The 26199-nt window shown below is 41.4% G+C and carries 17 protein-coding genes; 12 read left to right on the top strand and 5 right to left on the bottom strand.

Going from position 1 to position 26199, the window contains the following annotated elements:
- Positions 1 to 794: phage integrase SAM-like domain and Arm DNA-binding domain-containing protein (locus K7X70_RS23410; protein WP_222539335.1), on the top strand; the 794-nt coding region annotated here is incomplete at its 5' end.
- Between the two features lie 63 nt (positions 795 to 857).
- Here K7X70_RS23410 and istB read toward each other — a convergent pair.
- The 3 genes from istB to K7X70_RS23395 all read right to left on the bottom strand — a co-directional run bounded on the left by istB (position 858) and on the right by K7X70_RS23395 (position 4614).
- Positions 858 to 1604 carry an IS21-like element helper ATPase IstB gene (gene istB / locus K7X70_RS23405; protein ID WP_222539334.1) on the bottom strand — a complete coding sequence of 249 codons (747 nt, stop codon included), beginning with the start codon at positions 1602 to 1604 and terminating at the stop codon, positions 858 to 860.
- Positions 1605 to 1628: 24 nt separating this feature from the next.
- Positions 1629 to 3131: an IS21 family transposase gene (istA, locus tag K7X70_RS23400; RefSeq protein ID WP_438268971.1), complete on the bottom strand. Its 1503-nt coding sequence runs from the start codon at positions 3129 to 3131 to the stop codon at positions 1629 to 1631.
- 538 nt (positions 3132 to 3669) lie between these two features.
- Entirely contained in the window at positions 3670 to 4614 is a 945-nt protein-coding gene (locus K7X70_RS23395; protein WP_222539332.1) for a metallophosphoesterase family protein, read from the bottom strand.
- Between the two features lie 142 nt (positions 4615 to 4756).
- Between K7X70_RS23395 and K7X70_RS23390 the strand changes: the two genes are divergently transcribed.
- From K7X70_RS23390 to K7X70_RS23350, 9 genes are all read left to right on the top strand, one after another.
- Positions 4757 to 5311 (top strand): phage tail protein, encoded by a 555-nt coding sequence (locus K7X70_RS23390; RefSeq protein ID WP_222539331.1) that lies wholly within the window; start codon positions 4757 to 4759, stop codon positions 5309 to 5311.
- A 2-nt stretch (positions 5312 to 5313) separates the two neighbouring features.
- A complete protein-coding gene (locus K7X70_RS23385) occupies positions 5314 to 5883 on the top strand; it encodes a phage tail protein (protein ID WP_222539330.1) in 570 nt (189 codons plus the stop codon).
- A gap of 25 nt (positions 5884 to 5908) precedes the next feature.
- Positions 5909 to 6445, top strand: a complete 537-nt coding sequence (locus tag K7X70_RS23380) for a phage tail protein (protein ID WP_222539329.1) — start codon at positions 5909 to 5911, stop codon at positions 6443 to 6445.
- A 34-nt stretch (positions 6446 to 6479) separates the two neighbouring features.
- Positions 6480 to 7634 carry an ABC transporter substrate-binding protein gene (locus K7X70_RS23375; RefSeq protein ID WP_222539328.1) on the top strand — a complete coding sequence of 385 codons (1155 nt, stop codon included), beginning with the start codon at positions 6480 to 6482 and terminating at the stop codon, positions 7632 to 7634.
- Between the two features lie 35 nt (positions 7635 to 7669).
- Entirely contained in the window at positions 7670 to 15562 is a 7893-nt protein-coding gene (locus K7X70_RS23370; RefSeq protein WP_222539327.1) for a YDG domain-containing protein, read from the top strand.
- 29 nt (positions 15563 to 15591) lie between these two features.
- The gene (locus K7X70_RS23365) at positions 15592 to 16479 is read left to right on the top strand and encodes a PorP/SprF family type IX secretion system membrane protein (protein ID WP_222539326.1); all 888 of its coding nucleotides are present in this window, start codon (positions 15592 to 15594) and stop codon (positions 16477 to 16479) included.
- A gap of 470 nt (positions 16480 to 16949) precedes the next feature.
- Positions 16950 to 19529 carry a TonB-dependent receptor gene (locus K7X70_RS23360; protein WP_222539325.1) on the top strand — a complete coding sequence of 860 codons (2580 nt, stop codon included), beginning with the start codon at positions 16950 to 16952 and terminating at the stop codon, positions 19527 to 19529.
- A 195-nt stretch (positions 19530 to 19724) separates the two neighbouring features.
- Positions 19725 to 20522 (top strand): alpha/beta hydrolase, encoded by a 798-nt coding sequence (locus K7X70_RS23355; protein ID WP_222539324.1) that lies wholly within the window; start codon positions 19725 to 19727, stop codon positions 20520 to 20522.
- Between the two features lie 112 nt (positions 20523 to 20634).
- The gene (locus tag K7X70_RS23350) at positions 20635 to 21045 is read left to right on the top strand and encodes a RidA family protein (RefSeq protein ID WP_222539323.1); all 411 of its coding nucleotides are present in this window, start codon (positions 20635 to 20637) and stop codon (positions 21043 to 21045) included.
- A gap of 126 nt (positions 21046 to 21171) precedes the next feature.
- Here the strand turns inward: K7X70_RS23350 and K7X70_RS23345 are convergent, their stop codons facing one another.
- Entirely contained in the window at positions 21172 to 21330 is a 159-nt protein-coding gene (locus tag K7X70_RS23345; protein WP_222539322.1) for a hypothetical protein, read from the bottom strand.
- Positions 21331 to 21636: 306 nt separating this feature from the next.
- A complete protein-coding gene (locus K7X70_RS23340; protein ID WP_222539321.1) occupies positions 21637 to 23073 on the bottom strand; it encodes an MFS transporter in 1437 nt (478 codons plus the stop codon).
- 98 nt (positions 23074 to 23171) lie between these two features.
- On the opposite strand from K7X70_RS23340, the gene K7X70_RS23335 reads away from it, so the two are divergent.
- Both K7X70_RS23335 and K7X70_RS23330 read left to right on the top strand, forming a co-directional pair.
- Positions 23172 to 23546, top strand: coding sequence for a winged helix-turn-helix transcriptional regulator (locus tag K7X70_RS23335; protein WP_222539320.1), 375 nt, complete (start codon positions 23172 to 23174; stop codon positions 23544 to 23546).
- 191 nt (positions 23547 to 23737) lie between these two features.
- Positions 23738 to 26182 (top strand): phosphocholine-specific phospholipase C, encoded by a 2445-nt coding sequence (locus K7X70_RS23330; RefSeq protein ID WP_222539319.1) that lies wholly within the window; start codon positions 23738 to 23740, stop codon positions 26180 to 26182.
- Positions 26183 to 26199: the final 17 nt, after the last annotated feature.

Here is a 26199-nt window from a genome sequence, read left to right as displayed (position 1 = left end):
TTAACTTTTTAATGTGCAACATTATGAAAACTAATTTCAGCCTACTCTTCTACATGAAGAAACAGAAAAACTATCAAATTGGCACAATTTCCCCTATCTATCTAAGAATCACCATTGACGGAACAAGGTCCGAGGTGACTACTGGTAGATCCATTGACCCACTACAATGGAATCCAAGGTTAGGAAGAGCCAAAGGCTACAAAGAATCGGTTAAATCATTCAACTTCTATCTGGACGATTTACAGGTAAAAATCCACGAAGCACATTCCCAGCTCACCAAAGAAAACCAGAAGATCACTGCTCAGATTCTACGTGACAGATTCCTTGGGAAAGCTAAAGACCGCCCTACATTGTTAGAAGTATTCAAAGAACACAACAGAAAGATGGAATCCTTAGTAGGCTCGGAATTTAGCAAGGGAACGATGGAAAGATACCGCACCTCTTTAAAGCACACTGTTGAGTTCCTGAACTGGAAGTATAAAATTGATGATGCTGAACTTGCTATGGTGAATCATGAATTTATAGCCGAATATGATTATTATCTGCGCTCAGTCCGTAAATGCGCCAATAATTCTGCGGTAAAGTATTTGAAGAACTTCGGAAAGATCATTCGTATTGCGTTATCCAATGGACATCTTACCGCTAACCCCCTATTAAAATACAGACACACCATTAAAAAGTTAGATCGCGTGCATTTAACCGAGGAAGAGTTACTGACTGGATATACCAATGAAACTGACCCCCGTTCGCCACAGCAAACTGTCCCCTCAGAGTTGAGGTATGAAAAGAACTAAAAGTTGTTGTACAAACGAGCTTCCTGGACGGATGTTTTTTGTCCTGTTTAACAACTGTTGTTTTTACAAAAATACATTTTCCGTTTTAGATTTTTTTCTCCTTAGTGATTCTCCAAACAATTCGACCCTTAATGAGTGATGAACAATACGATCAAGAACCGCATCAGCGATTGTTTTTTCGCCGATAATATCATACCATTCTTTCACCGGGATCTGCGACGTGATCACTGTGGACCGTTTTTGGTGCCGATCTTCAATGATATCAAGAAGAGCGAGCCTGGATTGAGGGTCGAAAGGTTGTAAACCAAAGTCATCTAGGATCAGCATGTCTAAACGCTCTATCCGTTTGAGTTCTGCAAGCATTGTCCCTTTTGCTTTAGCAAGTTTTAGCTGGCCCATAAGTTTAGCAGTATTGACATACATCACTTTGTAGCCGCTCTGGCAGGCGTGGTATCCGAGAGCTGTTGCCAGATAGCTTTTACCGGTTCCAGTGGAACCGGTAATGAACAGATCTTTGCGTTCCTTGATAAAGTCGAGCCCTGCTAGCCTGTGGACCTCGTTCTTATCCAGGCCACGGTCAAAAGAGTAGTCCACCTGTTCTAAAGAAGCTTTATAACGGAAACTGGCGATCCTGATTGCCCTTTCTACAGATCGGTTTCGCCGGTCATCCCATTCACTGGCTACCAGTAGCGAAACAAACTGATCCGCAGTAAGAGAGTCTTTCACTGAAGTCTCCAGATTGGTTTTAAAGGCATCATACATCCCGTACAGACGTAGCTGACGCATTTTGTCCAATGTTTCATTATTCATAGTTCTTTTATGGTTTAGGGGTTGTTATTGGTAATATTCTTTGCCTCTTATGTTTTTATGTGAAGGAATAGCTACTTGTTCGCCTTCAGGCTGCAATTGGTCCAGTTGTTTTCTCAGTATCTCTTCAATGACGGGATAATTGTACTGACCAAGATTGTCGGCCCAGCGGCAGGCATTAGCCAGGCGCTCAGGTCCGACGCGCCTGGCAAAGCTCAAGATGCCTGAACATGATTTGTAAGCTTGTTCAGGATAGGATTTATTCTCCAGGACCTGAGATATGTAGCGGGCCACATCTTCATGGATATGTTCGGCTTCCTGAATAAACTTTTCTGGTGTCCATTCAGTTAGAAAACGATGCTGAGAGGCCAGATGATCTTTGTTCGTTGTGTAATGATATCTGGCTCTATCGCGTTTATGGGTTGCAATTTGAGTATAGTGATAATAGATCTGAACTATTCCTGAAGTATAGAGTACTTTTACTTTCTTCCCGATATAGGTATATGGCACACTGTAATAGTGAATATCTTCACCTAGACGAATGTATCCGTTCTTCATCACTGTTACCATCACTTGCTTGTGTACCTCGTAACGGATAGGATTAAGTACACTCAGTGCTTCCCGCTCAATTTCCTCAAACTGCTCACGACGGGAATAACTACGCCCTGAAAAAGGTTTGTTATTATGGATCTCCAGTGCAGAGCGTATAGCTGCATTCAATGATTCCAGGTCACTGAACCTGCGGCCTTCCAATCGCTGATAGATACTTCGGTAGATCAACTTAACCGCTCCTTCAACTAAAGCCTTATCACGCGGCTTATAAACACGTGCCGGAATAACCGTAACAGCATAATGTTCAGCAAAGGCAGCAAATTCGTCATTAAGTAAAGCTTCATACTTGCTCCCTTTAGTCACCGCTGAACGCAGGTTGTCAGGAACTATGGCTGCTGGCACGCCCCCAAAATAGTGAAGTGCATTCTCACAGGCCTTGATCAGATCTTCTTTGCGCTGGCTTTCTACGGCTTCCACGTACGTAAGCTGGCTGCAACCCAAAATGGCTACAAAGACTTCTGCATCACATTGGGGGCCATCTGCCGGATGAAACTGTAGCTTACTTCCTGCGAAGTCGATATACATCTTGTCACCAGCCTTATGATCAATGTGCATTACCGGTTTGGAAAGCTGAAGGTAGGTATGTATGGCATTATTGAAACGGGAACGGGCGTATCCCAGAGGGTGTTGTTGTATGTACTCAAGATGAAGTGCTTCTCGGGTGACTCCCTTCTTTTTAAGTCTCTTACAGTACCCAGGAAGTAATAGCTCCAGTTCCTGCATGCGTGGACTATTGATTGTTTTAGCGGCTGGAGTGGTAAAAAGAACGGATAGCTCACTATCGCTTTTTTCATTGAACTCATCATGGGTAATACCTAGTTTGTGCCATACATGTACATACTTCTTGACGGTGGTACGGGAAGTACCCACCATTCCGTGGATCGTCTTGGTGCCGGTTCCCTGGCAATAAAGACGGATAATTTATTCATTTTGATCGGGTTATTGGACATGGCAATCGCAGGTTTTTGTTCATCAAAAGCTAAACAAAAACCACGTCCAGGGAAACCCGTCAGTACAATACTTTAAATTCTTTTCAGGGGGTCACTTTGCTCTGGCGAAAGGGGGACACTTTCATTTGGCCGAAAGGGATCACTTTGCTCTGGCAAAGGGGACCATTTTCGAGTGGCGAAGAGGGGCCATTTTGGTGTGGTTTATCCACCTAAGGACAGAATCACACTATGCACTGTATATCAGATTATTATACTGAAATTTTTGTCAATTTCAGAGGTTGTTTCACAAACTGTGTCAATATTGTAACTTTAAACTATAGACACAGTTTGTGAAACACCCTCTACGTTTTCCGTTAGTCCCAAAGGTGTGTAATTTCCAACGTTTCTAAAAACAGAACATTCATTACAATTGCGTCCAAATCGGTGAAGCTTGCTAATGGTTTATTTTAAGGTGAAATAGTGATTGATAGGAAATCAGCGAATAGAATTTATTTACTTAAATTTCATTAGGAAAGGTAACCCATTTCGGCATTTCTCATTTCATGTAAAATCCGATGTGCCTGAGCTGAATTTTCATTCAATGGTAAACCTGCCACTAAATAGGAATGCTTCAATTCATTCTTTATTTTTCTTATCGGATCCCATGAAAAACTGGTTTTCCCCAAAATCATTCCATCATAGCCTACTTGAGACAACACCACTTCACCCTTTTTTGAATTCTGAAATGTCATTGCACCTGTGCTTACTTTTTTATCATTTTTTCCAATGATAAAATCTACACCTTCAGATTTTTCAGCGAGTGCTCTATTGTTATAAATCTTATGATCTGCGTCTAAAGCCGAAAGGCAGATGACCAAATCACAAGCTGCTTTAAATTTCAGGAGTTCTGCCACCTTATTTAAAGCCTGGTAAGGATTTTGAAAATGGACTCCTGGTAATTCTTTTCCAACACCAGTAATTCCTACTTTTAAATTTCCAGATTGAATGATGATATGAGACCTCACTTTTGAGGCTAAGAGTGCATTATTAAAGCTATAATTACAATTCACAAGCGGAAATTCCAGGAATGGCAACAGTTCGGCTAAAGCCTCTTCCCCGTTTTTTAACTCAGCTGCGCCAATGTTGACCGCGTGATACCCGGCTTTGTTCATTTGAGAAATCAGCTCCACCGAATTTTCATTATCCAGAAAACAACCAGCATCCACCATTAAACCAGAAACTTCTTGTCCCTTCATCAGTCGGTTGATCTCCTTTAATCCTCCTAATTCTTGTGAATTACCAGAAATATTACCATTAATATTTCCAGACTGAAAAATGGTTACCGTATTGGAATTGCTCAAAGTGTTTACTGTTTTACTTAGATCAGCAACCGCTGAAAGTGGTTTACTTAAAAAGCCTGTTCCTGCCAGAAGAGATACATTCCTTAAGAAGGATCTGCGTTTTGATTCCATGAAGCGTTAATTTGAGTACGAAGATTATAAAAATAAATGTATTGCTATAAAAAAAACACTATTGTTGTTGTTTTATTTTACTGTACACCATAAATTTTAGATATTTAACAAAATTTATTTTAAACTCTCTAATACGCACTCTATGCCATCGGAACCTATCCTAGGTGAAGTCTCTCTTGTTGCTTTCAACTTTGCTCCTCGAGGCTGGGCCACTTGCAATGGACAACTCGTATCACTTAACCAAAACACTGCGCTTTTTGCTATCCTCGGAACAACATATGGGGGAGATGGGACAAGAACATTTGGCCTACCAAATTTCCAGGATAAAATACCTGTTCATTTCGACACCGCAGCTTCAGATAATTACGATTACAGTTTAGGTGCGAGCGGAGGAATGCAGACTGTGAACCTGACTATTAATCATCTACCAGCACACAACCACACTGTAATGAATAATGGGCAAGTCCAGGCAAAAACTGGAACTAATGCTAATCTTACTAGTCCTGTTAATGGCTATTTTGCAAGTAATACTGCAGAAAATCAACGTTTCACGGCTTCTCCCGATATAGTGATGGGAACCATCAACCCTATTAGTACAAACAATAGTGGCGGTAATCAAGCGCATGAAAACATGCAGCCCTTTCAGACAGTAAATTTTATCATCGCATTAGAGGGAATCTTCCCTACAAGAAATTAACTATGGACAGATTAATAGGTAACATATTTATGTTCGGAGGTAACTTTGCAATTACCGATACCTTATCCTGTGAAGGACAAATATTGAGCATTGCTGACAATACTGCTTTATTCTCTATAATAGGCACTTCATTTGGTGGCGACGGCCAAACAACTTTTGCCTTACCCAACCTAAAAAGAAGATGCCCAATTGGTGCAGGGCGATATTCGGGGCAAGATGATGGACAGTTCGATTATCAGGTAGGCAGCTCAGGGGGGCAAGAAATGGTCAGCCTGTTAACTTCAAATCTTCCGGCTCACGACCACGATAAGAAAATTCAGGCGGCAATCAATACCGGAGGCTCAGCAACTACAGCAACCGTACAAGGATCATTGCCAGCTAATACTAATACGACAACCTCAACGCTCTTATACACTGCGACTGCCGGAGCAGGGCTTATGGCCCCAATGGATCTGAACCTTGCTCCTACAACTCTAGTTACTGGAAATTCTATGGCCCATGGGAACATGCAGCCCTATCTGACCGTTAACTTTTTAATCGTTATTACAGGTATATTTCCTTCAAGAAATTAATCCATTCACATTTTAAATTACACTTATGATAGATCCATACTTAGGAGAAATCACCATGTTTGCCGGACAATTTGCACCAAGAGGATGGCATATTTGCGATGGCGCTCTATTATCTATCTCCCAAAACCAGGCATTATTTGCTTTATTGGGGACGACTTATGGCGGTAATGGCCAAACAAACTTTGGGCTTCCTAATCTGCTAGGAAGAGCTCCAATGCATTCCAGTACGAATCATCCATTGGGAACGACTGGAGGTAAGAGGTCTATCCAGCTAAGTATTAATGAAATACCTACTCACAACCACGCGGTCACAGGTTCTATTAATTTAAAAACACGTGGTGATGCGCCAGGAAATTTTTCAAATCCAGACAGTCACTATATCGCGCAGTCGACAGCTAAAAAATTCTTTGGCAGAACTCCTTCAAGTGAAAAAATGGCTCCACTAGAAAGTAACAACGTAATTGGAGCAGTCGGTTCAAATACAAGACATGAAAATATGCAGCCCTATCTGGCAGTAAATTTCATTATCGCAACAGTAGGTGTGTTTCCAAGCCGAAATTAATATCAATACATCTCCTACCCTACCAAATACAGTGATGAAAACAGGTATATTATTACCCAGATCGACTACCCATCCTCTGATCGCATTTAACTTCATGGATGGCCTCCATGCGTATCTTAAACAGCATCAACTAACCAATGAAATAGAATGTGTCAGTGCATTTATCGGTTTCGGAGAGAAAGCGGCCGTAATTCAAGAAGAAGCAGAACGCTTATTGATGGAACAGCGGGTGGATTTACTTGTTGTTTTCGCAGATTATCCATTGGTAAACTGCTTATTTCCTATTGTTGCCGCGCTGAATAAACTATTGATTGTAGTGAACCATGGTGCAAAATATCCTGATCGCTGGACTACAGTGCCAAATGTTATTCATCATCATCTGAACAATGCCTCTAATTGCTGGCTTACCGGAAAACAAGCTGCAGCTGAAAATAAAACGGTTGCTACAGTAAACTCCTACTACGATGGCGGCTACTCCATCACTCATGCACTTTATACCTCATTTCTGGAAGCATCCGGTAAGATTGCCTATAATTTTGTTGGTCACCAGCAAAAAGCGCAGTTCAGCACACAGCCATTGACTTCATTTTTAGATTCCAGGCCGGAACTGGATACTTTGCTCGCTATACTGAGTGGAGAATTGGTACCTGAGTTTTATGATCAACTCAGCAGGCAGTATCCAGATAGAAAACTAAAATTATATGCCAGCCCTGTGTTATTGGAGGAATCATCCGCAGAGGAAAATCTATTTTCAAAAGAAACAATCGAAGTATCCGGCTTTACGACCTGGTTCAAAGAACTGGATAACCATGAAAATGAAACCTTTTGCCGCATTTTTACCGAGGAAACCAATAGAGTACCAAATTCATTTGGGGTGTTGGGATGGGATACCGGACTGATCTTAAGAACCATTTTAGAAATCTCAGGCAATAAGGCCATTGATGGTAAAAGAGTAGCTAAAGACCCTGCTTTGAAAAAACTTCAAGGTGCAAAAGGAGAAATGCTGCTGCATGAAGAAACCGGGCACTATCTTTCTCCAGCTCATTACCTACACAGTAATCTTGCTGATCATTCCAGGAAAAAGCATAGTCTTTCAATGGAAGAGGTCGAAAAATCTTTTAATGAAATGATCCAGTTTAAGTTGGAGGGGATATCCTCACAATGGTTGAATACCTACCTCTGTTCTTAACCTGATTTGAAATATACCTTACAAAAACGCGACTCATGAAAATACTTATAGATAAATTGAAATGGGAGGTATTGCTTCCGTTATGCCTATTATTATGCATCAGCCTCTCTTCATTTTCACAATGTAGCTTAAGTCCGGGGGATATCCTCTTTACAGGATACAATCAATTGGATGACAATCTCAATGGAAATACAAGGGATGATTCCTTTTCTTTTGTGCTGTTAAAAGAAGTTTCTGTCGGTTCTGAAATCTATTTTACAGATCTTGGCTGGACGGGTACGGCCTTCCAGACCGCAGCTAATGCACCAAGTGATGCCATACTTAAATGGACATCAGATGCCATTTATTCTGCGGGAACTGAAATCATCGTTTATTGTAAGTTTAAACTAGTTGCAAAAGACAACTTTGGAAATCCAAAGGGTGTCATTACCGTCGCACAACCTTCTTATAACACCGCACAAAATTTAGTACCTATAGCTGAGCAAATGAGTCTTGCTGAGTTTAGCGGTGATCAGATTTTTGCTTTTACCGGTACAATCGCCAGTCCTAATTTTATAGCGGGAATCAGTATCAACAAAACTCCGGGGACTCCTTGGGAAACCACACTGCTCTCCACTACTTATGGCGCTGAATTATCCACCCTGCCAACTACTCTGGCTACAGCCTCACAGAATCTTGGGATTGCCTACATTGATCCTACAGATCCCTTTTCTAAAGCCGCTTACGCTGCCAGATACAATAGAGAGGTTGCAGGCTTTGTTGGCTCACCATCTGAATTACTCGCCAAAATTAACTTAGCCACAAACTGGGAAATAAAAGGTGATGGAAGCGTATTCAATCCATTATTACCGAATACAGGAATCCTTGTTTCCCCTTTTACGATTGCCACTCAACCTATAAACCGAACTAATTTATGTCCTGGTACAGGGACAAGTTTCAGTGTTGGTGCTCCTGGAGCCTGCAGCTACCAATGGGAAGTGACAGACAACAATGGCATTTTTGTGCCCATCACCGCTAGTGGCGGAATCTATACGAATTTCAATACTGCCACCTTAAGCATTAGCAATGTAAGCACATTGAATCAGAAGAAATTTCGTGTAAGAGCTCGAGGCTCTTCAGAAGCGGTTTCCGAGTTAACGACTTTATCTCTTGTCAGTCCGATTGAAATCGCTATTGATCCGCTTCCTACTGCCAGCCCAAATATTCTTTATACTGAACAAATCAAAGGAGTCTCTGGTGGAACAGGAACTTATACTTATGCCATCACTGCAGGATCACTACCTGTTGGCATAACTTTAAACACTGCAACAGGCATCATTTCAGGAACCGCTTCCACCCCGGGCCTGTCTAATTTTACGATTAAGGTATCAGATAATTGTGTCACTCCTAATACGGCCAGTCAGGCTTATTCTATAATTGTAGGGGTATTGAATCAAACCATCACCCTTATCGATTATTTAAAGGTCTACGGTGACGTATTTACCTTACCGCTAAATTCAAGTGCTGGGCTGCCGATCACCTATGTATCAGGAACACCTTCAGTTGCGACTGTAACTGGAAATCAAGTAACCGTTGTTGGCGTAGGTACTTCAATTATTACGGCAACACAAGCAGGAAATGCAAATTATCACCCTGCAACACCGGTAACAAGTACGATAACAACCAGCAAAAAGAACATTACGGTAACCTTAAACGCAAGCCCTCTAATCACAAAAGAATACGATAGGACGAACACCGCTACACTTGTCCCTTCAAATTACACATTGAATGGCCTACTTCCGGCCGATGTCATCACAGTGAGCGCAACAACTACTTACAATAGTATGATTGCTGGAAACCAAACTATCTATGTCCGTGATTTTGTACTTTCTGGAATACAAAAAGACAATTACAATTTAACTACCATAAGCACTAATGTGGCGGGTACAATTACACGTAAACCAATCACAGTTTCTTTAAATGCAAGCCCAGGTATTAGTAAAGTCTATGACAATACCCTAACGGCTGCCCTGCTTCCTGCCGATTATAATTTAGCCGGTTTAATTGCTCCCGATGTAGTCAGTGTTTCAGGAACTGCAAGTTATGCCAGCGCAGATGCAGGAACAGAGAAAACGTTAGCTGTGACCAATCTTACCTTAGCAGGTGCAGCACAGGGGAATTATAGTTTGACTGCAACAACTGCGAGTACAAATACCGCTGTGATTACTCCTAAACCATTAACTGTTGCGCTGCAATCTACTCCAATCATCAGTAAAATCTACAATAATACAGATGCCGCCAGCCTTGTTCCAACTAATTATGTAATAAATGGAAAACTAGGAACAGATGTAGTGACAGTGAGCGGTACTGCTACTTATGACACTAAAGATGCAGGTACTGGAAAAACTGTTACTGCTGGAAATCTAATACTGGCTGGGGCACAAAAAGACAATTACAGCATCAGCAATGCTACTGCAAGTACTACTGGACAGATTACTCCACTTGCAATTAGCCTGACCTTGAATCCAGTACCAGCCATCGATAAAGTTTACGATGGCACTACTGCAGCATCACTTCTTCCAGAGCACTATATATTGGCTGGAAAGTTAGGTACAGATGAGGTTTCTGCAACAGGAACTGCTACCTATGGTGATAAAAACGTTGGAACCAATAAAACCATAACTGTCGGAACATTTGTCCTTAATGGTGCTCAGAATGGCAATTATACACTATCGACAGTTACAGCCACTACGGGTGGCCATGCAATTACTCCTGCCAGCCTGACTTTAGCCTTGAATGCAAGTCCATTGATTAGTAAGGCATATGACAATACCACATCAGCCCAACTGGTTGCCGCGAATTATTCTTTAAACGGTAAAATTACCGGGGATGCAGTTACCGTTTCCGGAACCGCCAATTACGAAACGAATCAGGTGGGTACCGGAATAAATATAGCATCCGGCAATTTTATACTTGCAGGTGCGGATAAAGACAATTACAATTTAACAACCAGCACTGCAAGTACTACAGGAAACATTACGAAGAAAGCCATCACAGTTATACTGAACGAGCTGCCGCTGATCAGCAAGACCTATGATAATGGAACTGCAATCACACTTGCAGCAGGGAATTATAGTTTACCTGGAGTTATTGGAACCGATGCGGTCACAGTTACAGGAACAGCAGCCTTTGATACAAAAGCTGTTGGAACAGGAAAAAACATTGCCGTTGACAACTTTGTGCTGGCAGGTGCTCAGAAAGACAACTACAGTCTTTCTACCCTTAGCGCTGCGACTAAAGGTAATATCGGCACTGCTCCGCTTACTTTAGTCTTAAATGCAAGCCCATTCATCAGCAAAACATACGACAATAACACCTCAGCGACATTGCTTCCAGCACATTATCAGCTGAGTGGAATCATAGGTTCAGAGTTGGTTACTGTAAGTGGTGCTGCCACATACGACACTAAAGATGCTGGAACCGGAAAAGCCGTTACTGCAGGGAACTTTATACTTGCAGGGGCAAATAAAGACAATTATCATTTGAGTACTACCTCTGCTGCGACCACAGGAGAGATCAATACAAAACCGATTACGCTTGCCCTGAATGCCAGTCCTTTGATCAGTAAAGTCTATACTGGAAACACGGACGCAACTTTGGCACCCTCAAATTATACCTTAAACGGAGTACTTGGTGGAGATGCGGTGACTGTCTCAGGAACGGCAAGCTACGATTCGAAGAACAGCGGCAATGGAAAAACCATTACAGTCAACAACTTTAACTTAGCTGGTGCGCAAAAAGACAACTACCGTCTGACGACGATCACTGCTACTACTACGGGTAACATTGGCGTAGCTCAGCTTACTTTAACGCTAAATGCCTTGCCAGCGATTACTAAGGTTTACGACAATAACACGAATGCGGCACTGGTTCCCGATAATTACACCTTGAACGGCAAAATCGGATCAGACGAGGTCACAGTAACCGGTATTTCAAATTATGACACCAAAAATGCAGGAAGCGGAAAAACCATTACAGTCAATACTTTTGTACTTGGCGGAGCGGATAAAGACAACTATAGCCTGCTGACTGGTACTGCAAACACGACAGGAACAATTAGTCCGGCAGCAATATCCCTGTCTCTAAATTCAGGTCCTTTAATTACTAAAATATACGACAATACCACTGTAGCAACGCTTACATCTGCCAATTACAGTTTAGCCGGAATCCTGGGTACCGATGCGGTAAGCGTATCAGGTCAGGCTAATTACAGTACGAATATCGCTGAAAACGGAAAAACCATCACTGCGAATAACTTTGTTCTTGCTGGTGCTCAAAAAGACAATTACAGTCTAAGCACAACCACTGCTACCACCACAGGTAACATCACGAAAAAATCGGTTAGCCTATCATTGAATGAACTTCCACTCATCAGCAAGCAATATGACAACAATACTTTGACAAGCCTTGCAGCTGGAAATTACACCATAAACGGCATTCTGGGTTCAGATGAACTGAGCGTTACAGGAACAGCAAGTTACAATACAAAAACTGTTGGAACAGGAAAAACCATCAGCGTGAATAACTTCATACTCGGAGGTGCGCAGAAGGACAATTACAGTCTGACGACCACTATTGCTGCTACGAAAGGTAATATCAGCGCTGCTCCACTTACCTTAACATTGAATGCTTTACCCCTACCGAGCAAAACCTATGACAATAACACTACAGCCACATTAGTTCCGGCAAATTACAGCTTAACTGGAATCATAGCAGCAGATGCAGTTACTGTATCTGGTACTGCAGCATACGATACTAAAGATGCAGGAACCGGCAAAACCGTTACTGCCGGCAACTTTATACTTGCAGGAGCAGATCAAGGCAATTACATAATGAATACCCTCTCTGCTACCACTACGGGAGAGATCAATGTAAAACCTATTACGCTTGCTTTAAATGCCAGCCCATTGATCACTAAAATCTATGATGGAAATGTCGCGGCAACACTGATCCCATCAAATTATGTGTTAACAGGGGTACTTGGCACAGATGCAGTTACTGTGTCAGGAACAGCCAGCTATGATACCAAAACCAGAGGTACAGGAAAAACCATCACCGCCAATAACTTTGCGCTATCAGGTGCACAGAAAGACAATTATCTATTGACTACCAGCACTGCTGCCTCCACAGGTAATATCACAGCTTCTCCGATTACTTTAACACTAAATGCATTGCCGGCAATTACTAAAGTGTACGACAACAGTACAATTGCAGCATTAGTTCCTGAAAACTACAGCTTAAGCGGAATTATTGGTACAGATGCAGTTACGGTGTCTGGTACTGCAGCTTACGACAGCAAAGATGCAGGGATCGGAAAAACCATCACTGCCCAGACCTTTATACTTGGAGGAGCGGATAAAGACAATTATAGTCTGAGCACCAGCAGTTCTAGCACTACCGGATCAGTAACTCCGGCAGCACTGACCTTAGCATTAAACGCAAATCCGCTCATCACCAAAACCTATAACAACAGCACATCGGCAACACTGGTTCCGGCAAATTATTCGTTAAACGGAATTCTGGGTACTGATGCCGTTACGGTATCTGGTCAGGCCGATTACGATACAAGTACACCAGGCATAGGGAAAAATATCGATGCGACTAACTTCGTACTTGCCGGTGCACAGAAAGACAATTACAGTCTGACGACGACCAGTGCTGCCACTACAGGTAACATTACGAAGAAAGCTGTGACACTGGTATTGAATGAACTTCCACTCATCAGCAAAGAATACGACAACAATACTTCGGCAACACTTGCAGCCGGAAACTACAGCCTAAACGGCACTCTGGGTTCAGACGAGCTGAGCGTTTCAGGAACGGCAAATTATAGTACAAAATCTGCAGGAAATGGAAAAACCATTAACGTGAATAACTTTATACTCGCAGGTGCGCAGAAAGAAAATTACAGCTTGACGACAACCGCAGCCAGCACAAAAGGAAACATTGGTCAAAAAACCATTACTGCCAGCTTAAACGCAGCACCATTGATCAATAAAGTATATGATAACAATACGACAGCGAACCTTGCTCCTGCGAATTACAGTTTATCGGGAGTATTGGGATCCGATATTGTCAGCGTATCAGGAACGGTCAACTATGACAGTAAAAATGCAGGAAATGGGAAAACCATTCATGCGCAGAACCTTGTACTAACGGGCGCAGATCAGGGGAATTACCTGCTCAGCAATACCACAGCTGCTACTACTGGTGACATTACAAAATTCCCGCTTAGTTTAGCGCTCAATGCCAATCCATTAATTACTAAGGAATACGATAAGACCAATTCGGCGAGTTTAAGTCCGGCAAATTTTAGTCTAATCGGCATAAAAGGATCAGATTTAGTCAGCGTGTCCGGAACAGCAAACTATGCAGACGAAACTGCTGGAAATGGAAAAACCATTAATGCGGCCAGCTTTATTCTTGCAGGTGCTGATCAGAGCAATTATAGCCTCATCACCAGCACTGCCAGTACTACTGGAAACATTTCCAAAAAATTGCTGACGGTAACCGCAAAAGATCAAACTAAATACCAGGGCACTCCAAATCCAGTGTTCACACTTGATTATGCTGGTTTTGTAACCGCAGAAGGTGTGGCAGATCTTAGTACTGCCCCTATGGCTTCTACCCTTGCCCAAACTGGTTCAGAAATTGGAGATTATGAGATCACCGTAGCTGGAGGTCTGGCCGCCAACTACAGTTTCAGTTATGTAAAAGGTAATTTAAAAGTACTGCCTGGCGCACCAACATCGGTATTATTAGCTGCGGTACCACTTTATGAAAATCTGGCTTCAGGAACTAAAGCAGGAACCTTAAGTGCCACTTCCAATAATCCTACCGCTACTTTTACCTATTCATTGGTTTCAGGAAGCGGAGATATAGACAATGGGGCATTTAGCATCGCTGGAGATCAGTTAAAAAGCAATCAGGTATTTGACTTTGAAAGCAAATCCAGCTATACCATCCGCGTACGTGCGACAACGCAATTTGGTCTGTCCCTGGATCAGCAATTTAATGTTTCAATCAGCGATGTAAACGAGGCACCTACACTTGCAGCTATTGCCGATCAGACGCTTTGCTATACCAGTACTTCGCAGAACATTCCTTTAACAGGAATCAGTGCAGGGCCTGAGACTACCCAAAAGACCACGCTAAGCTATACCAACAGCAATACCAACCTGCTGCAAAATCTATCTATAAACCAAACAGGTGCAACAGGTAATTTCAGTTACCGCATTAAAAATGGTGCTTATGGTACTGCAACGATTACGGTAACCGTAAAAGACAATGGAGGCCTAGAAAATGGTGGCGTAGACACCTATACTAGAAGCTTTGTAATTACTGTAAATCCTTTACCCCTGATTACGATTCAGGCGAACCTTGGAAATATATCAGGAAACAGTACCGAGGTAAGTAAAGGAGAAACTGTAGCACTTACTGCTACCGGAGGAAATACCTATACCTGGTCGCCAACCAGCAGCATCCTGAACAACACAGCAAATATTTCGACCATCATGGTAAGGCCAACAGAAACGACTACTTATACCGTTACTGTAACCAATGCAAATGGCTGTTCAGAAACCAGCACATTTACGGTTAAAGTGCTGGATGACCTGGTTAAAATTAAAGCCACTAATATCCTATCTCCAAACGGAGATGGTTACAATGATAAATGGATCATCGAAAATATCGATGTTTATCCAAACAATGAGGTGAAAATTTTTGATAAGGCAGGCAGACAAATCTACAGCAAAAGAGGATATGATAACACTTGGGATGGCACCCTGAATGGCACGGCACTGTCTGAAGGCACCTATTATTACGTGATTGATTTTGGTAACAACAGGCCGAAATTTAAAGGTTTCATTACCATCGTCAGAGAAAACTAATCCTCCTCATAAACCGCATGCTTATAAAGATGAAAACAACATACAAATTTCTGGCATTGCTACTGGTGGTTTTCACCGGTAGCAATAGCTACGCACAATTGAATCCATTAGCCGCGCAGTATTATAGCAATAGATTTCTGATCAATCCCGCTTATGCCGGTTCAACCGATGGAATAAGAGTGAATGCCGCTTACAGAAAACTATGGAGTAATGTACCCGGTTCTCCACTTACACAAAGCCTCACCGCTGATTATGGAAAGGGAAAAGTAGGTGTTGGTTTGAATGTTTATAATGAAAGTGCCGGTCTGCAGCGACAAACTCGTGTAACAGGTACCTATGCCTATCACCTGCAATTGGGTGAAGAACAGCAGCAGCTGCATTTTGGTATTTCCTTAGGCTTTATGAGCCAGAGGCTGGAAAACAGCGACATCTATGGAAACCCGAATGACCCAATGGTTGGCCAGTACAATGACCGAAAAACTTATCTGGACGGAGATTTTGGTATCGCCTATACCTCCGGTACTTTCAGCTTACAGGCAGCTATTCCTAACTTGAAAAGCGTCCTTAAAAAGGATGTCATCAAACTTGCCGACGTCACTACCTTTTATGCGGCCAGCAGCTACCGTTTTAAGCTTACTGAAGGTGCGGAAGGTATGGACCTGGAGCCAATGATTGCCTACCGCGGCGTTCAGGGTTTTGATAACATCTGGGATGCAGGTGCACAATTAGAAATTGCCAATCAGCAAGTATTTATTACAGGAATGTACCACAGCACAAAAAATGCAACTTTTGGACTGGGTATGGACTTCAGAAAAAAATACCTGATCAGTGGCAATTACACCACACAAACTTCTGCACTTAGCGGCTATACCAACGGAAGTTTTGAGCTGAACCTGAGGCTAAGTCTATGGAAGTAATCTCCATAAAAAATTCTTTTAAAGTGACAAATAGAGCTCAGCAATGGGCTCAAAATCAAGCTTAAACCTATAAAATATCAAGGTTTGTGAATACAATTAAATAAAAACTACTAAATCCGTAGATTTTATTCGTTTTATAAAAAAAGAATCCTATCTTCGTATTATCAATACAAACTCTTAACAATCTAGAACCCAATGAAAACAGGCTTACATTTTATGAAAATGCAAAGAAAAACAGCTAAAGAAGGAACCCGCTTTCTACTAGGCTGTCACTGTTGTTGATGATGATTCTTTTCAGTAATCACTGAAAAAGCTAAAAGCTTACCTATAACCTATTCTTTAAACCTAATCGGATGTTAAAAACATCCACATGGCCACGCTTTGCAATTTATTTATTGCGGGTACCGGCCAAAAATAACGTCAGAACTCTGGCGATGTATAACCAACAAACCATTTAACATAAACACAAAATGAAAAAACATTTACTCCTTATCTTCTTATTGATACTGACGGCGAATGCTGTATTCGCTCAAAATCCGATAACAGGTGTGATCAAAAGCAGCAACGGCGTTCCAGTTCCACATGCCACAGTGCTGATCAGAGGCACTAAGATTTCTGCAACTGCCGATAAGGATGGTAAGTTCAGTATTGATGCACAGACAGATCTCCCATTCTATCTCAGAATCAGCTCCATAGGTTATAAATCTCAGGATTTCCAGATTTTAAAACTTCAGGAAGCTCCTTTTGAATTGATTCTGATTGAAAGCGAACTTCTGGATGAGATCGTAGTGACCTCCAGAAGACGCTCAGAAGTACTTCAGGATGTGCCTATCGCCATTACTGTGATCGGTGGCCAGGCCGCTGAAAACGCAGGTGCTTTTAACGTTAACCGCTTAAAAGAACTGGTTCCTTCTGTACAGTTATATGCTTCAAACGCAAGAAATACGACCCTTAATATCCGCGGACTAGGTTCAACATTTGGCTTAACCAACGATGGTATTGATCCTGGAGTAGGTTTTTATGTAGATGGAGTTTATCAGGCGCGTCCGGCAGCAACCTCAACAGATTTCCTTGACATTGAGCAAATAGAAATACTGCGTGGCCCGCAAGGAACCTTATTTGGTAAGAATACAACTGCAGGTGCATTTAACATCACTACCGCAAAACCAACTCAGACCCCAAGCGGAAAAGTGGAATTGAGCTTTGGAAACTATAATTTTATACAAGCAAAAACATCGGTTTCAGGAGGTGTTGCAAAAGATCTTGCAGCAAGATTATCGATCTCAGGAACTCAAAGAGATGGAACCATTTACAACACAAAAGAACAGCGTAGATATAGTGGCCAAAATAACATTGGTTTTAAAGGTCAGCTTTATTACACGCCTTCAGAGAAATTACAGGTATTGTTGAGTGGTGATGCAAGTGTCCAGCACCCAGCTGGTTACCCATTGGTAATTGCAGGTGTGACCACAACAGAAAGAAGCGCATATCGTCAGTATGCCAAAATTGTTTCTGATTTAGGTTATCAGCAGCCTGTAGCAGATCCTGCCTCCAGAGAAATCAATACCAATACACCTTGGAAGCATGACCAGTCTATTGGTGGTATCTCCGTAAACTTAGATTATAAAATTGGCAATGGAACGCTGACTTCCACTACTGCCTGGAGATTCTGGAACTGGAACCCTACGAACGACAGGGATTTCTCTGAATTGTCTGCATTGACTAAATCTCAGGGAAACTCTCGCCATGATCAATATTCACAGGAAGTGAGATATGCCGGTACTATCGCTGAAAAAGTAACCGGTGTAATTGGTGTATTTGCCCTAAGTCAGAATTTGAAAGGATTGGAACAGACAGAAGAAGTAGGTAAAGATCAATGGAGATTTGTACAAACAAGTAATACAGGTTCGCAGGCATTATACGCTACTCCTGGTTTACTAGATGGTTACGGTATCAGAACAAATTCAACGATTAAATCATTGAGCACTGCCGTGTTTGCACAGGCGGACTGGGAATTCCTAAATCACTTTCATATTTTACCAGGTTTAAGATACACTTACGATAAAAAAGATGTAGACTACGACAGGGTAACTTATGGTGGTCTGCAAACTACAGATGCAGCCTTACTTGCGCTTAAAACTGCAGTTTATAACAACCAAAAGTTCAGTACCAATGTAGACAACAACAATTTATCTGGTAACGTTACTTTATCTTACCGACCTTCCACTAAATTAAATGCCTATGGAACGTTCTCAACCGCTTACAAACCAGTTGGTGTGAATGTTGGTGGTTTACCAACCACTTCTACTGGAGAAGCGGACCTTTCTCTGGCCGTAGTTAAACCAGAATATGTACAGCATTATGAATTAGGTGTTAAAACCAAACCATTTAAAGGTGCAATTGTAAACGTGAGTGCCTTTAATACAGACATTAAAGATTATCAAACTAACGTGCAATCACCACAATTGGGGGTAAACAGAGGTTACCTTGCCAATGCTGAAAAAGTGAATGTAAAAGGCCTGGAAGTTGATGGAAATTATCAATTAGGAAGGTTCTTAACGCTAAATGCAGCATTAGCTTATCTTGATGGCAAGTATGTGAAATTCGAAAATGCACCACTGCCATTAGAAGAAACCGGTCATACGGAACTTGTGAATGGTGTAGCTACACAAGTGGCATTTAAAGATGCTTCCGGAGGCCGATTACCAGGTATTTCTAAATGGAATATTTCAGGAGGTGCAGAATTCAGCAATCCAGGCAACTTAGCAAACGTAGCAGGTAGATTTTTTATTGCTGCAGATGCGAGTTACCGTTCTGAATATTCTTCTAACCCAACACCTTCCAGTGTGTTAAATGTGGAAGCCTATTCATTGTTTAATGCCAGATTAGGATTCAAATCTGATAAGTTCTCCCTATTTGTTTGGGCAAGAAATATCGCAAATAAAACTTACTATGAACAATTACAAGCCGCAGCAGGTAATGCTGGTTTGTATGCAGGTGTACTTGGTGATCCAAGAACTTATGGACTTACACTACGCTATTCACTATAATACGATCCTAATTTTATAAAAAAAGCCGTTTTATAAAGCTTTTAAAGCCACCAAAAAGTCAGACTGCACAGCCCCCAAAAAGTTAGACACTTTATGGGGGCTTTTTTTATAATATATTGACTCCCTCAACATATGTATATGTTTTGAAAAACGAGTAGCAATACCTTTGCATGAACAAATTAAAACAAGAATGCAATGAGAATATTATTAACTACCCTTTCTGTAATTTTCATCAGTTTCCAAGCCTTTTCCCAAAAGTTGGACTCCTTAAATATTTACAGTCCCTCTATGAAAAAAGAGGTCAAAACATTAGTGATCCGCCCTACATCAACCACAGGAAAAACAATACCTACAGTTTACATTTTGCATGGCTACACCGGTTATCCAAAAAGAACATTAACTCAGGATATCCCTGCTTTACAGGCGCTAAGCAAAGAAATGAAAATGATTTTTGTTTTACCCGATGGAAATTACGACAGCTGGTATGTAGACAGCGAAAACACAAACTCGAAGTATGAAACATTTGTAGCGAAAGAACTGGTTGAGTACGTGCAAAACCACTATAAATCAGCACCCTCAAAAACTGCAATAATGGGCTGGAGCATGGGCGGACATGGTGCCTTATACATTGGTGCCAGACATCAAAACACATTTGCCGCTATTGGAAGTATATGTGGCGTGATCGACTTTAGGCCTTTTGGAAGGGACTATGGTGTACCAAAAACACTAGGAGATCATACAGAAGATTGGAAAGACTATACTGCGATCTCCCAAATAGAAAAGCTAAAAAACTCTAAGCAACTAATCCTGATCAGCTGCGGAACCGAAGATTTATTAATTGGACAAAACAGAAAACTACATGAACAACTCCTGCTATTAAAGATTCCTCATATTTATGAAGAACGACCTGGAGAGCACAATGCGGCCTATTGGTCTAAAGCAGCAATCACTCAAATATTTCAATTCAATCAATTCTTTACAAATCATGAGTAATCCGAAAAGCACTTTATACCTGACAAAATGCATCTTAACCTTATCCACCTTTATACTATCTTTTTCGGCTTGTAAGCAGACTGAAGATAACTACACTAAAACTCAAAAAAATATGAGCAATATCATTCATAAAAACCCGAAAACACTTTTTGACCCTACTCCATTTGCTTTTGCACACGCTACAAGTACTCCAGGTCATGGGAGATACATATTTATATCAGGACAAAGTGGTGGTGAAGACCTAAAACATAATCTCTCCAAAGATTTCAGGACCCAGGTTCAATTCGCATTGCGAAATTTAGAAACCGTGCTTAAAGAATATGATTTAAAGCCTGATGACGTCCTTAAAATTACGGTATTAATTGTAGACCACAATCAAGAGAAACTCGCAATATGGACAGAAGAAATGCACAACACATGGAAAAATAATCAATTTCCGGCTAGCACATTAATCCCTGTGCCAAGGTTAGCACTGGACGATATGTTAGTGGAAGTCGATGCCATTGCATTCATAAAGGAATAACACAACAATTGATTTAATTTTAATCGCACACAATATAAGTTCGGTTTAAGCGTCTTTATATATGAGAGCGTTAATTTAGATAAAGGGAAATAATCTTAGGATTTTTTCCCTTTTCTTTTGAAAAAATTATTTGACGGGTTTATTAGGTTTTTTTGGTGGAATTTGACCACCTTCTCCGATTGTATCATTTGAGGCTGATGCACTAGCAACAACATTACGATGTTCATCCGTGGAAGATTTAGGGCTTGAAAAGCCCAGTAAAAGAGCAATTAACAATTGTAACATGAGCTAAATTTTAGATTAAAAGATTTGTAATTTCCAGAAAATATTACCTGATTTCGTTACAAGATACAAAAAAAATAAACAACTAAAATTTAATATATCAGCACCTTTAAAGCGACCATTGTGCAAAGAGCGTACGACAAAAGCCGTTAAAGATTTAGGAGGTGTAAAGTGACTGGTACTCCTGTGCCACCAGCAGAGGTTAACATAGTTGGGCCTAAGGTGCTCGACGAAGAAGGAAATCATACATACAGCATCATATGGCCAAATGAATATGCGCTGAGTCACCTGAACACCAACACATTACTTTTATTTACCCCTAAACCTCTTCCCCCTCCCGCGCTCAGGAAACCTATAAAGAAAAACCACCACACAAAGCAATGCTATAATATTCAACCCTGTTGCCCCCATATAAGCGTTGACAAAATCAGCCTTACTGGCTCCTTCATATAAGAAAGAAAAAAAAACACCTCCTGTTAATCCAATACCTAAAGCAACTGCAGCCTGCTGAATTGTGGAGTATAAACCTGAGGCCGATCCCGCTAAATCAGCAGGAATACGCTGCAGTGCCAGGGACATAATAGATGGCAATACCGACCCGCAGCCTACACCATACATCAGCAATAACGGATAAGACAAATACCAATCAACCTTTGCTGCACTAAAAAGAAAAACATGTAAAACCAAGGATACGATCATCAATAACACCGCTAGCTGAATCATTTTTTTACCATACTTCCTGATTAATGCCACTGAACCCACTGCACCCAACACATATCCCAAACCTTGAAAAACAAATAATAAACCTGTTTCTGAAGAACTGATATGTAAACCATCCTGCAGCATTAAACCCGTAATTAAAAAGTAAGAATCCTGAGCGATAAAATAGAACAAGGCAATGAAAAGACCAATCCTAAAATCCGCATAATGAAACAGCTTAAAATCAATCAAAACAGGCACACCTCTTTTCATTTTAGCTTGCTGGTTTTTCACAAATCCATACAATAGCAGGAAAGAACTAGCTAAAAGCACCAGGCTCCACAATGGCCAGCCTAATGCTCTCCCCTGTATCAGCGGATAGATCAAACCTAAAAGCGCCAGACTTCCCAATACAACTCCAGATACATCAAAACTCCCAGTTTGCAGTAATTTATGCGCTTTTAAATGGCGATAAGCACTATAGGCAGCAACGATTCCCAGAGGGATATTGATCAGAAAAATCAACCTCCAGCCATCCAGATGACTAAACAGTTCATTTGAAAAATGTATATCCGGTAATAAACCACCTAGAAATTGCCCGATAACCGAGGCAACTCCAGCAACACCACCATAAAAACCCAATGCCTTAGCCCTGGTCCTTTGATCTGGAAAAAGCATTTGAATATAAGCTAAACTTTGCGGTACCATAAACGCCGCACTGATCCCCTGTAATGACCGGGCAATGTTTAGCTGCAGCGGAGTCTGTGCAATCCCACAAAGCAATGAAGCCAATGTGAAACAGCACATAGAAATCACATATACTTTCTTCCTCCCATAATAATCCCCTGCTCTGGCACCGGTGATCAAAAACACGGCATAGCCTAATAAATATCCTGCAATCACCAGCTGTATATCTGCATCTGTCGCATGAAGGTCTTTTTTGATCGTTGGAAGTGCTACATTTACAATAAAAATATCCAGCACGGAGAGAAAGGCAGCAGCGGAAAGAATGGACAATATCCGCTGGTCATTGATTTGCTTGATCATATTTTAGGTCATTTAAACAAGGCAATAAACCCTGTTCTGACCGCAAAGATGTGCCTACTTGTAAGTACCTGCAAGTAGTTAATAAAACGATACTTAGTATGGAAAACAATACCAACATTCATAACCAGGAAGTTACAAAACAAGAAAAAGACGAATTTTCAACAAATAACTGTGCCGTGACAAATGCCTTGAAAATCATGGGCGGCAAATGGAAGATGTTGCTGATTAAAATCATCGCTGAAGATTCCGTATCCAGATTTGGAGAGTTGAAAAGAAGAATGGATGATATTGCGCAAACCACGCTGACCATACAACTCCGGGAACTCGAACGCGATGGAATCATTTGCAGGAAAGCCTATGCAGAATCTCCCCCAAGAGTAGAATATAAACTGACTGAGATTGGAATTACCCTACTTCCAGTGATTCAAGTATTGACCGAATGGAATGACAATTATTGTAACCTGAACAGATAGTTCATTTGGATCGAATAAATTAAAGGTGCTTGAAGCCAATGTTTCTAAGACCATTAAAAGTCAGTTCACTGCAAAAAATAACAAAATCGACCAACAAATGTGTGGGTAAAATAACCGTTGCTAAATGATAATTTTAAAAGGATTGATTAGTTTCGACTGATCAATCTTTTTTTTTACAACACACAAACCAAATGGAAACCAGAAGAGATTTTATTAAAAAAGCAACCTTACTAACCGGTGCACTAGGTATGGCCGGCATGTTACCCGCCTCCATCCAAAAAGCAATGGCCATTAACCCCAGCGTAGGGAGCAGCTACCTAGATGCGGAACACGTGGTCTTTCTGATGCAGGAAAACAGATCCTTTGACCATGCCTTTGGTACCTTAAAAGGAGTCCGTGGTTTTAATAACCCCAGAGCCATTACCCTGCCGAGCCAGTATCCGGTCTGGCTGCAAAGCAATAAAAAAGGAGAAACTTATGCTCCTTTCCGCTTAAACATTAAAGACACCAAAGCCACCTGGATGAGTGCCCTGCCCCATTCCTGGGAAAATCAGGTGGATGCCCGCAACAATGGCCATTATGATGGCTGGCTGGAAGCGAAAAGATCCGGCAACAAGGAATATGCAGATATGCCTTTAACCATGGGCTATTACAACCGAGAAGACATTCCCTTTTACTATTCATTGGCGGATGCCTTTACCGTTTGCGACCATAATTTTTGCTCTATTTTAACCGGAACAAGTCCGAACAGATGTTTCTTCTGGACCGGAAAAATCAGGGAAGAGCAAAATGCAACTTCTACCGCACACCATTCCAATGGTTATATCGACGGTTCAGAACGCATTTCCTGGAGTACTTTTCCAGAACGCTTGTCGAAACATGAAGTAGATTGGAAAATATATCAGAACGAACTCAGTGTAGGCGTAGGTCTGGAAGATGAAGAAGAAAGCTGGCTGGCCAACTTTACCGATAATGACATGGAATTCTTTAAACAATACCATGTAAAAAGACATCCCGAACACCTGGTTTACCTACGTAAAGCAAAAACACAACTGGAAGATAAACTGAAAGAAAAGGCAGACCCGAAACTTCAGAAGAAACTTGATTTTGTCAGTAAAGAGATCGAATTTTTAGAACTTAATCCATTGGAAAAACTGAGTCCTGAGCAACAGGACCTCCATAAAAGAGCCTTTGTCACCAATAGAAACGACCCTGATTTCCATACTGTGGAAAGCCATACCTATCATGACAATGGTACCGAACGCACCGCAAAAATCCCCAAAGGTGATGTCTTGCATCAGTTCCGTGCGGATGTGGATGCCGGAAAATTGCCCACCGTTTCCTGGTTAGTGGCACCATGTAATTTCTCCGATCATCCTGGAGCTCCCTGGTACGGTGCCTGGTACCTATCAGAAGCCATGGACATCCTGACCAAAAATCCGGAAGTCTGGAAAAAAACCATCTTTATCCTGACTTACGACGAAAATGACGGCTATTTCGACCACTTGCCTCCATTTGTAGCGCCAAACCCGAAAGATGAAACTAAAGGAAAAATATCTAAATCACTGGACAGTAGCGCAGAATACATTTACAAAGGTAAAAATAGCGAAAGAGAAAGTGCAGTAGGCCTCGGTTTCCGTGTGCCAATGGTGGTGATTTCTCCATGGTCAAGAGGTGGATATGTCAATTCTCAAACCTTTGACCATACTTCTTCCATTCAGTTCCTGGAACATTTCCTATCCCATAAAACTGGTCAGAAGATCCATGAAGATAACATCAGCTCCTGGAGAAGAAGTCTCTGTGGTGATTTAACCTCTGTTTTCAGACCTTACAATGGCGAGCATATCCCATTACCAAAAACAGTAGAAAGAATGCCTTTCCTAGAAGGGATTCACAAGGCTCAATTTGCAAAACTACCCAGCAACTTCAAAAACCTGGATAGGGCCGCAATTGATGAAATCCTGAAAAACCCGATAGGCAATCCTAATTTACCAAAGCAGGAACCAGGGATCAAACCTGCAAACGCTATTCCGTATGAGCTGTATGCACATGCCGGTTTAGATCCAGCTGGTAAACAGGTGAAGATCGACTTTACTGCCGGCACTAAGTTTTTCGGAGAAAAGGCAAAAGGTGCCGGTTTTATCGTTTATTCCGGAGATAAGAACTGGGATTTCACCGTTGATGCAGGTGACACCATCGATTACCATTGGCCATTAGCAGATTTCAGCAAGCAGACCTACGATCTGAAAGTATATAGCGCAAATGGTTTTTACCGCAGGTATATCGGTAATGCCAACGATCCGGAAATCCTCATCTCCCTAAAATATCAGGCAGAAAAAGATGGTAGTAAACCTAATGGGAATGTGATGCTACACATCAGACGCCTGGCCAAAGGCAATCCCATTAAAATAGCCATAAAAGACAATAGCTATAAAAAACCGGTCATCAATGCAGTGCTCAATAAAAGTCAGGAGGAAATCTTTATTCCAATCGAATTAAAAGCAAGCCACAGCTGGTATGATTTTACCGTAACCTCGGATGGAAACCAAACCTATAGCCAACAGTTTGCAGGACATGTAGAACATTCGAAAGACAGTTTTACGGATCCATTGATGGGGAATTTACATTCTTCTTAAAACCTCAAAAACCCCTT

This window comes from Pedobacter polysacchareus, assembly GCF_019802255.1.
Lineage (GTDB): Bacteria > Bacteroidota > Bacteroidia > Sphingobacteriales > Sphingobacteriaceae > Pedobacter > Pedobacter polysacchareus.
Note: the sequence above shows the minus strand (reverse complement) of the source record. Positions and strands in the feature narration are given on the sequence as shown.

What these genes read in the sequence shown, in the direction of transcription:
- istB (WP_222539334.1), bottom strand. Translation starts at nt 1,604, where the DNA reads ATGAATAATGAAACATTGGACAAAATGCGTCAGCTACGTCTGTACGGG.
- K7X70_RS23395 (WP_222539332.1), bottom strand. Translation starts at nt 4,614, where the DNA reads ATGGAATCAAAACGCAGATCCTTCTTAAGGAATGTATCTCTTCTGGCA.
- K7X70_RS23390 (WP_222539331.1), top strand. Translation starts at nt 4,757, where the DNA reads ATGCCATCGGAACCTATCCTAGGTGAAGTCTCTCTTGTTGCTTTCAAC.
- K7X70_RS23385 (WP_222539330.1), top strand. Translation starts at nt 5,314, where the DNA reads ATGGACAGATTAATAGGTAACATATTTATGTTCGGAGGTAACTTTGCA.
- K7X70_RS23380 (WP_222539329.1), top strand. Translation starts at nt 5,909, where the DNA reads ATGATAGATCCATACTTAGGAGAAATCACCATGTTTGCCGGACAATTT.
- K7X70_RS23375 (WP_222539328.1), top strand. Translation starts at nt 6,480, where the DNA reads ATGAAAACAGGTATATTATTACCCAGATCGACTACCCATCCTCTGATC.
- K7X70_RS23370 (WP_222539327.1), top strand. Translation starts at nt 7,670, where the DNA reads ATGAAAATACTTATAGATAAATTGAAATGGGAGGTATTGCTTCCGTTA.
- K7X70_RS23365 (WP_222539326.1), top strand. Translation starts at nt 15,592, where the DNA reads ATGAAAACAACATACAAATTTCTGGCATTGCTACTGGTGGTTTTCACC.
- K7X70_RS23360 (WP_222539325.1), top strand. Translation starts at nt 16,950, where the DNA reads ATGAAAAAACATTTACTCCTTATCTTCTTATTGATACTGACGGCGAAT.
- K7X70_RS23355 (WP_222539324.1), top strand. Translation starts at nt 19,725, where the DNA reads ATGAGAATATTATTAACTACCCTTTCTGTAATTTTCATCAGTTTCCAA.
- K7X70_RS23350 (WP_222539323.1), top strand. Translation starts at nt 20,635, where the DNA reads ATGAGCAATATCATTCATAAAAACCCGAAAACACTTTTTGACCCTACT.
- K7X70_RS23345 (WP_222539322.1), bottom strand. Translation starts at nt 21,330, where the DNA reads ATGTTACAATTGTTAATTGCTCTTTTACTGGGCTTTTCAAGCCCTAAA.
- K7X70_RS23340 (WP_222539321.1), bottom strand. Translation starts at nt 23,073, where the DNA reads ATGATCAAGCAAATCAATGACCAGCGGATATTGTCCATTCTTTCCGCT.
- K7X70_RS23335 (WP_222539320.1), top strand. Translation starts at nt 23,172, where the DNA reads ATGGAAAACAATACCAACATTCATAACCAGGAAGTTACAAAACAAGAA.
- K7X70_RS23330 (WP_222539319.1), top strand. Translation starts at nt 23,738, where the DNA reads ATGGAAACCAGAAGAGATTTTATTAAAAAAGCAACCTTACTAACCGGT.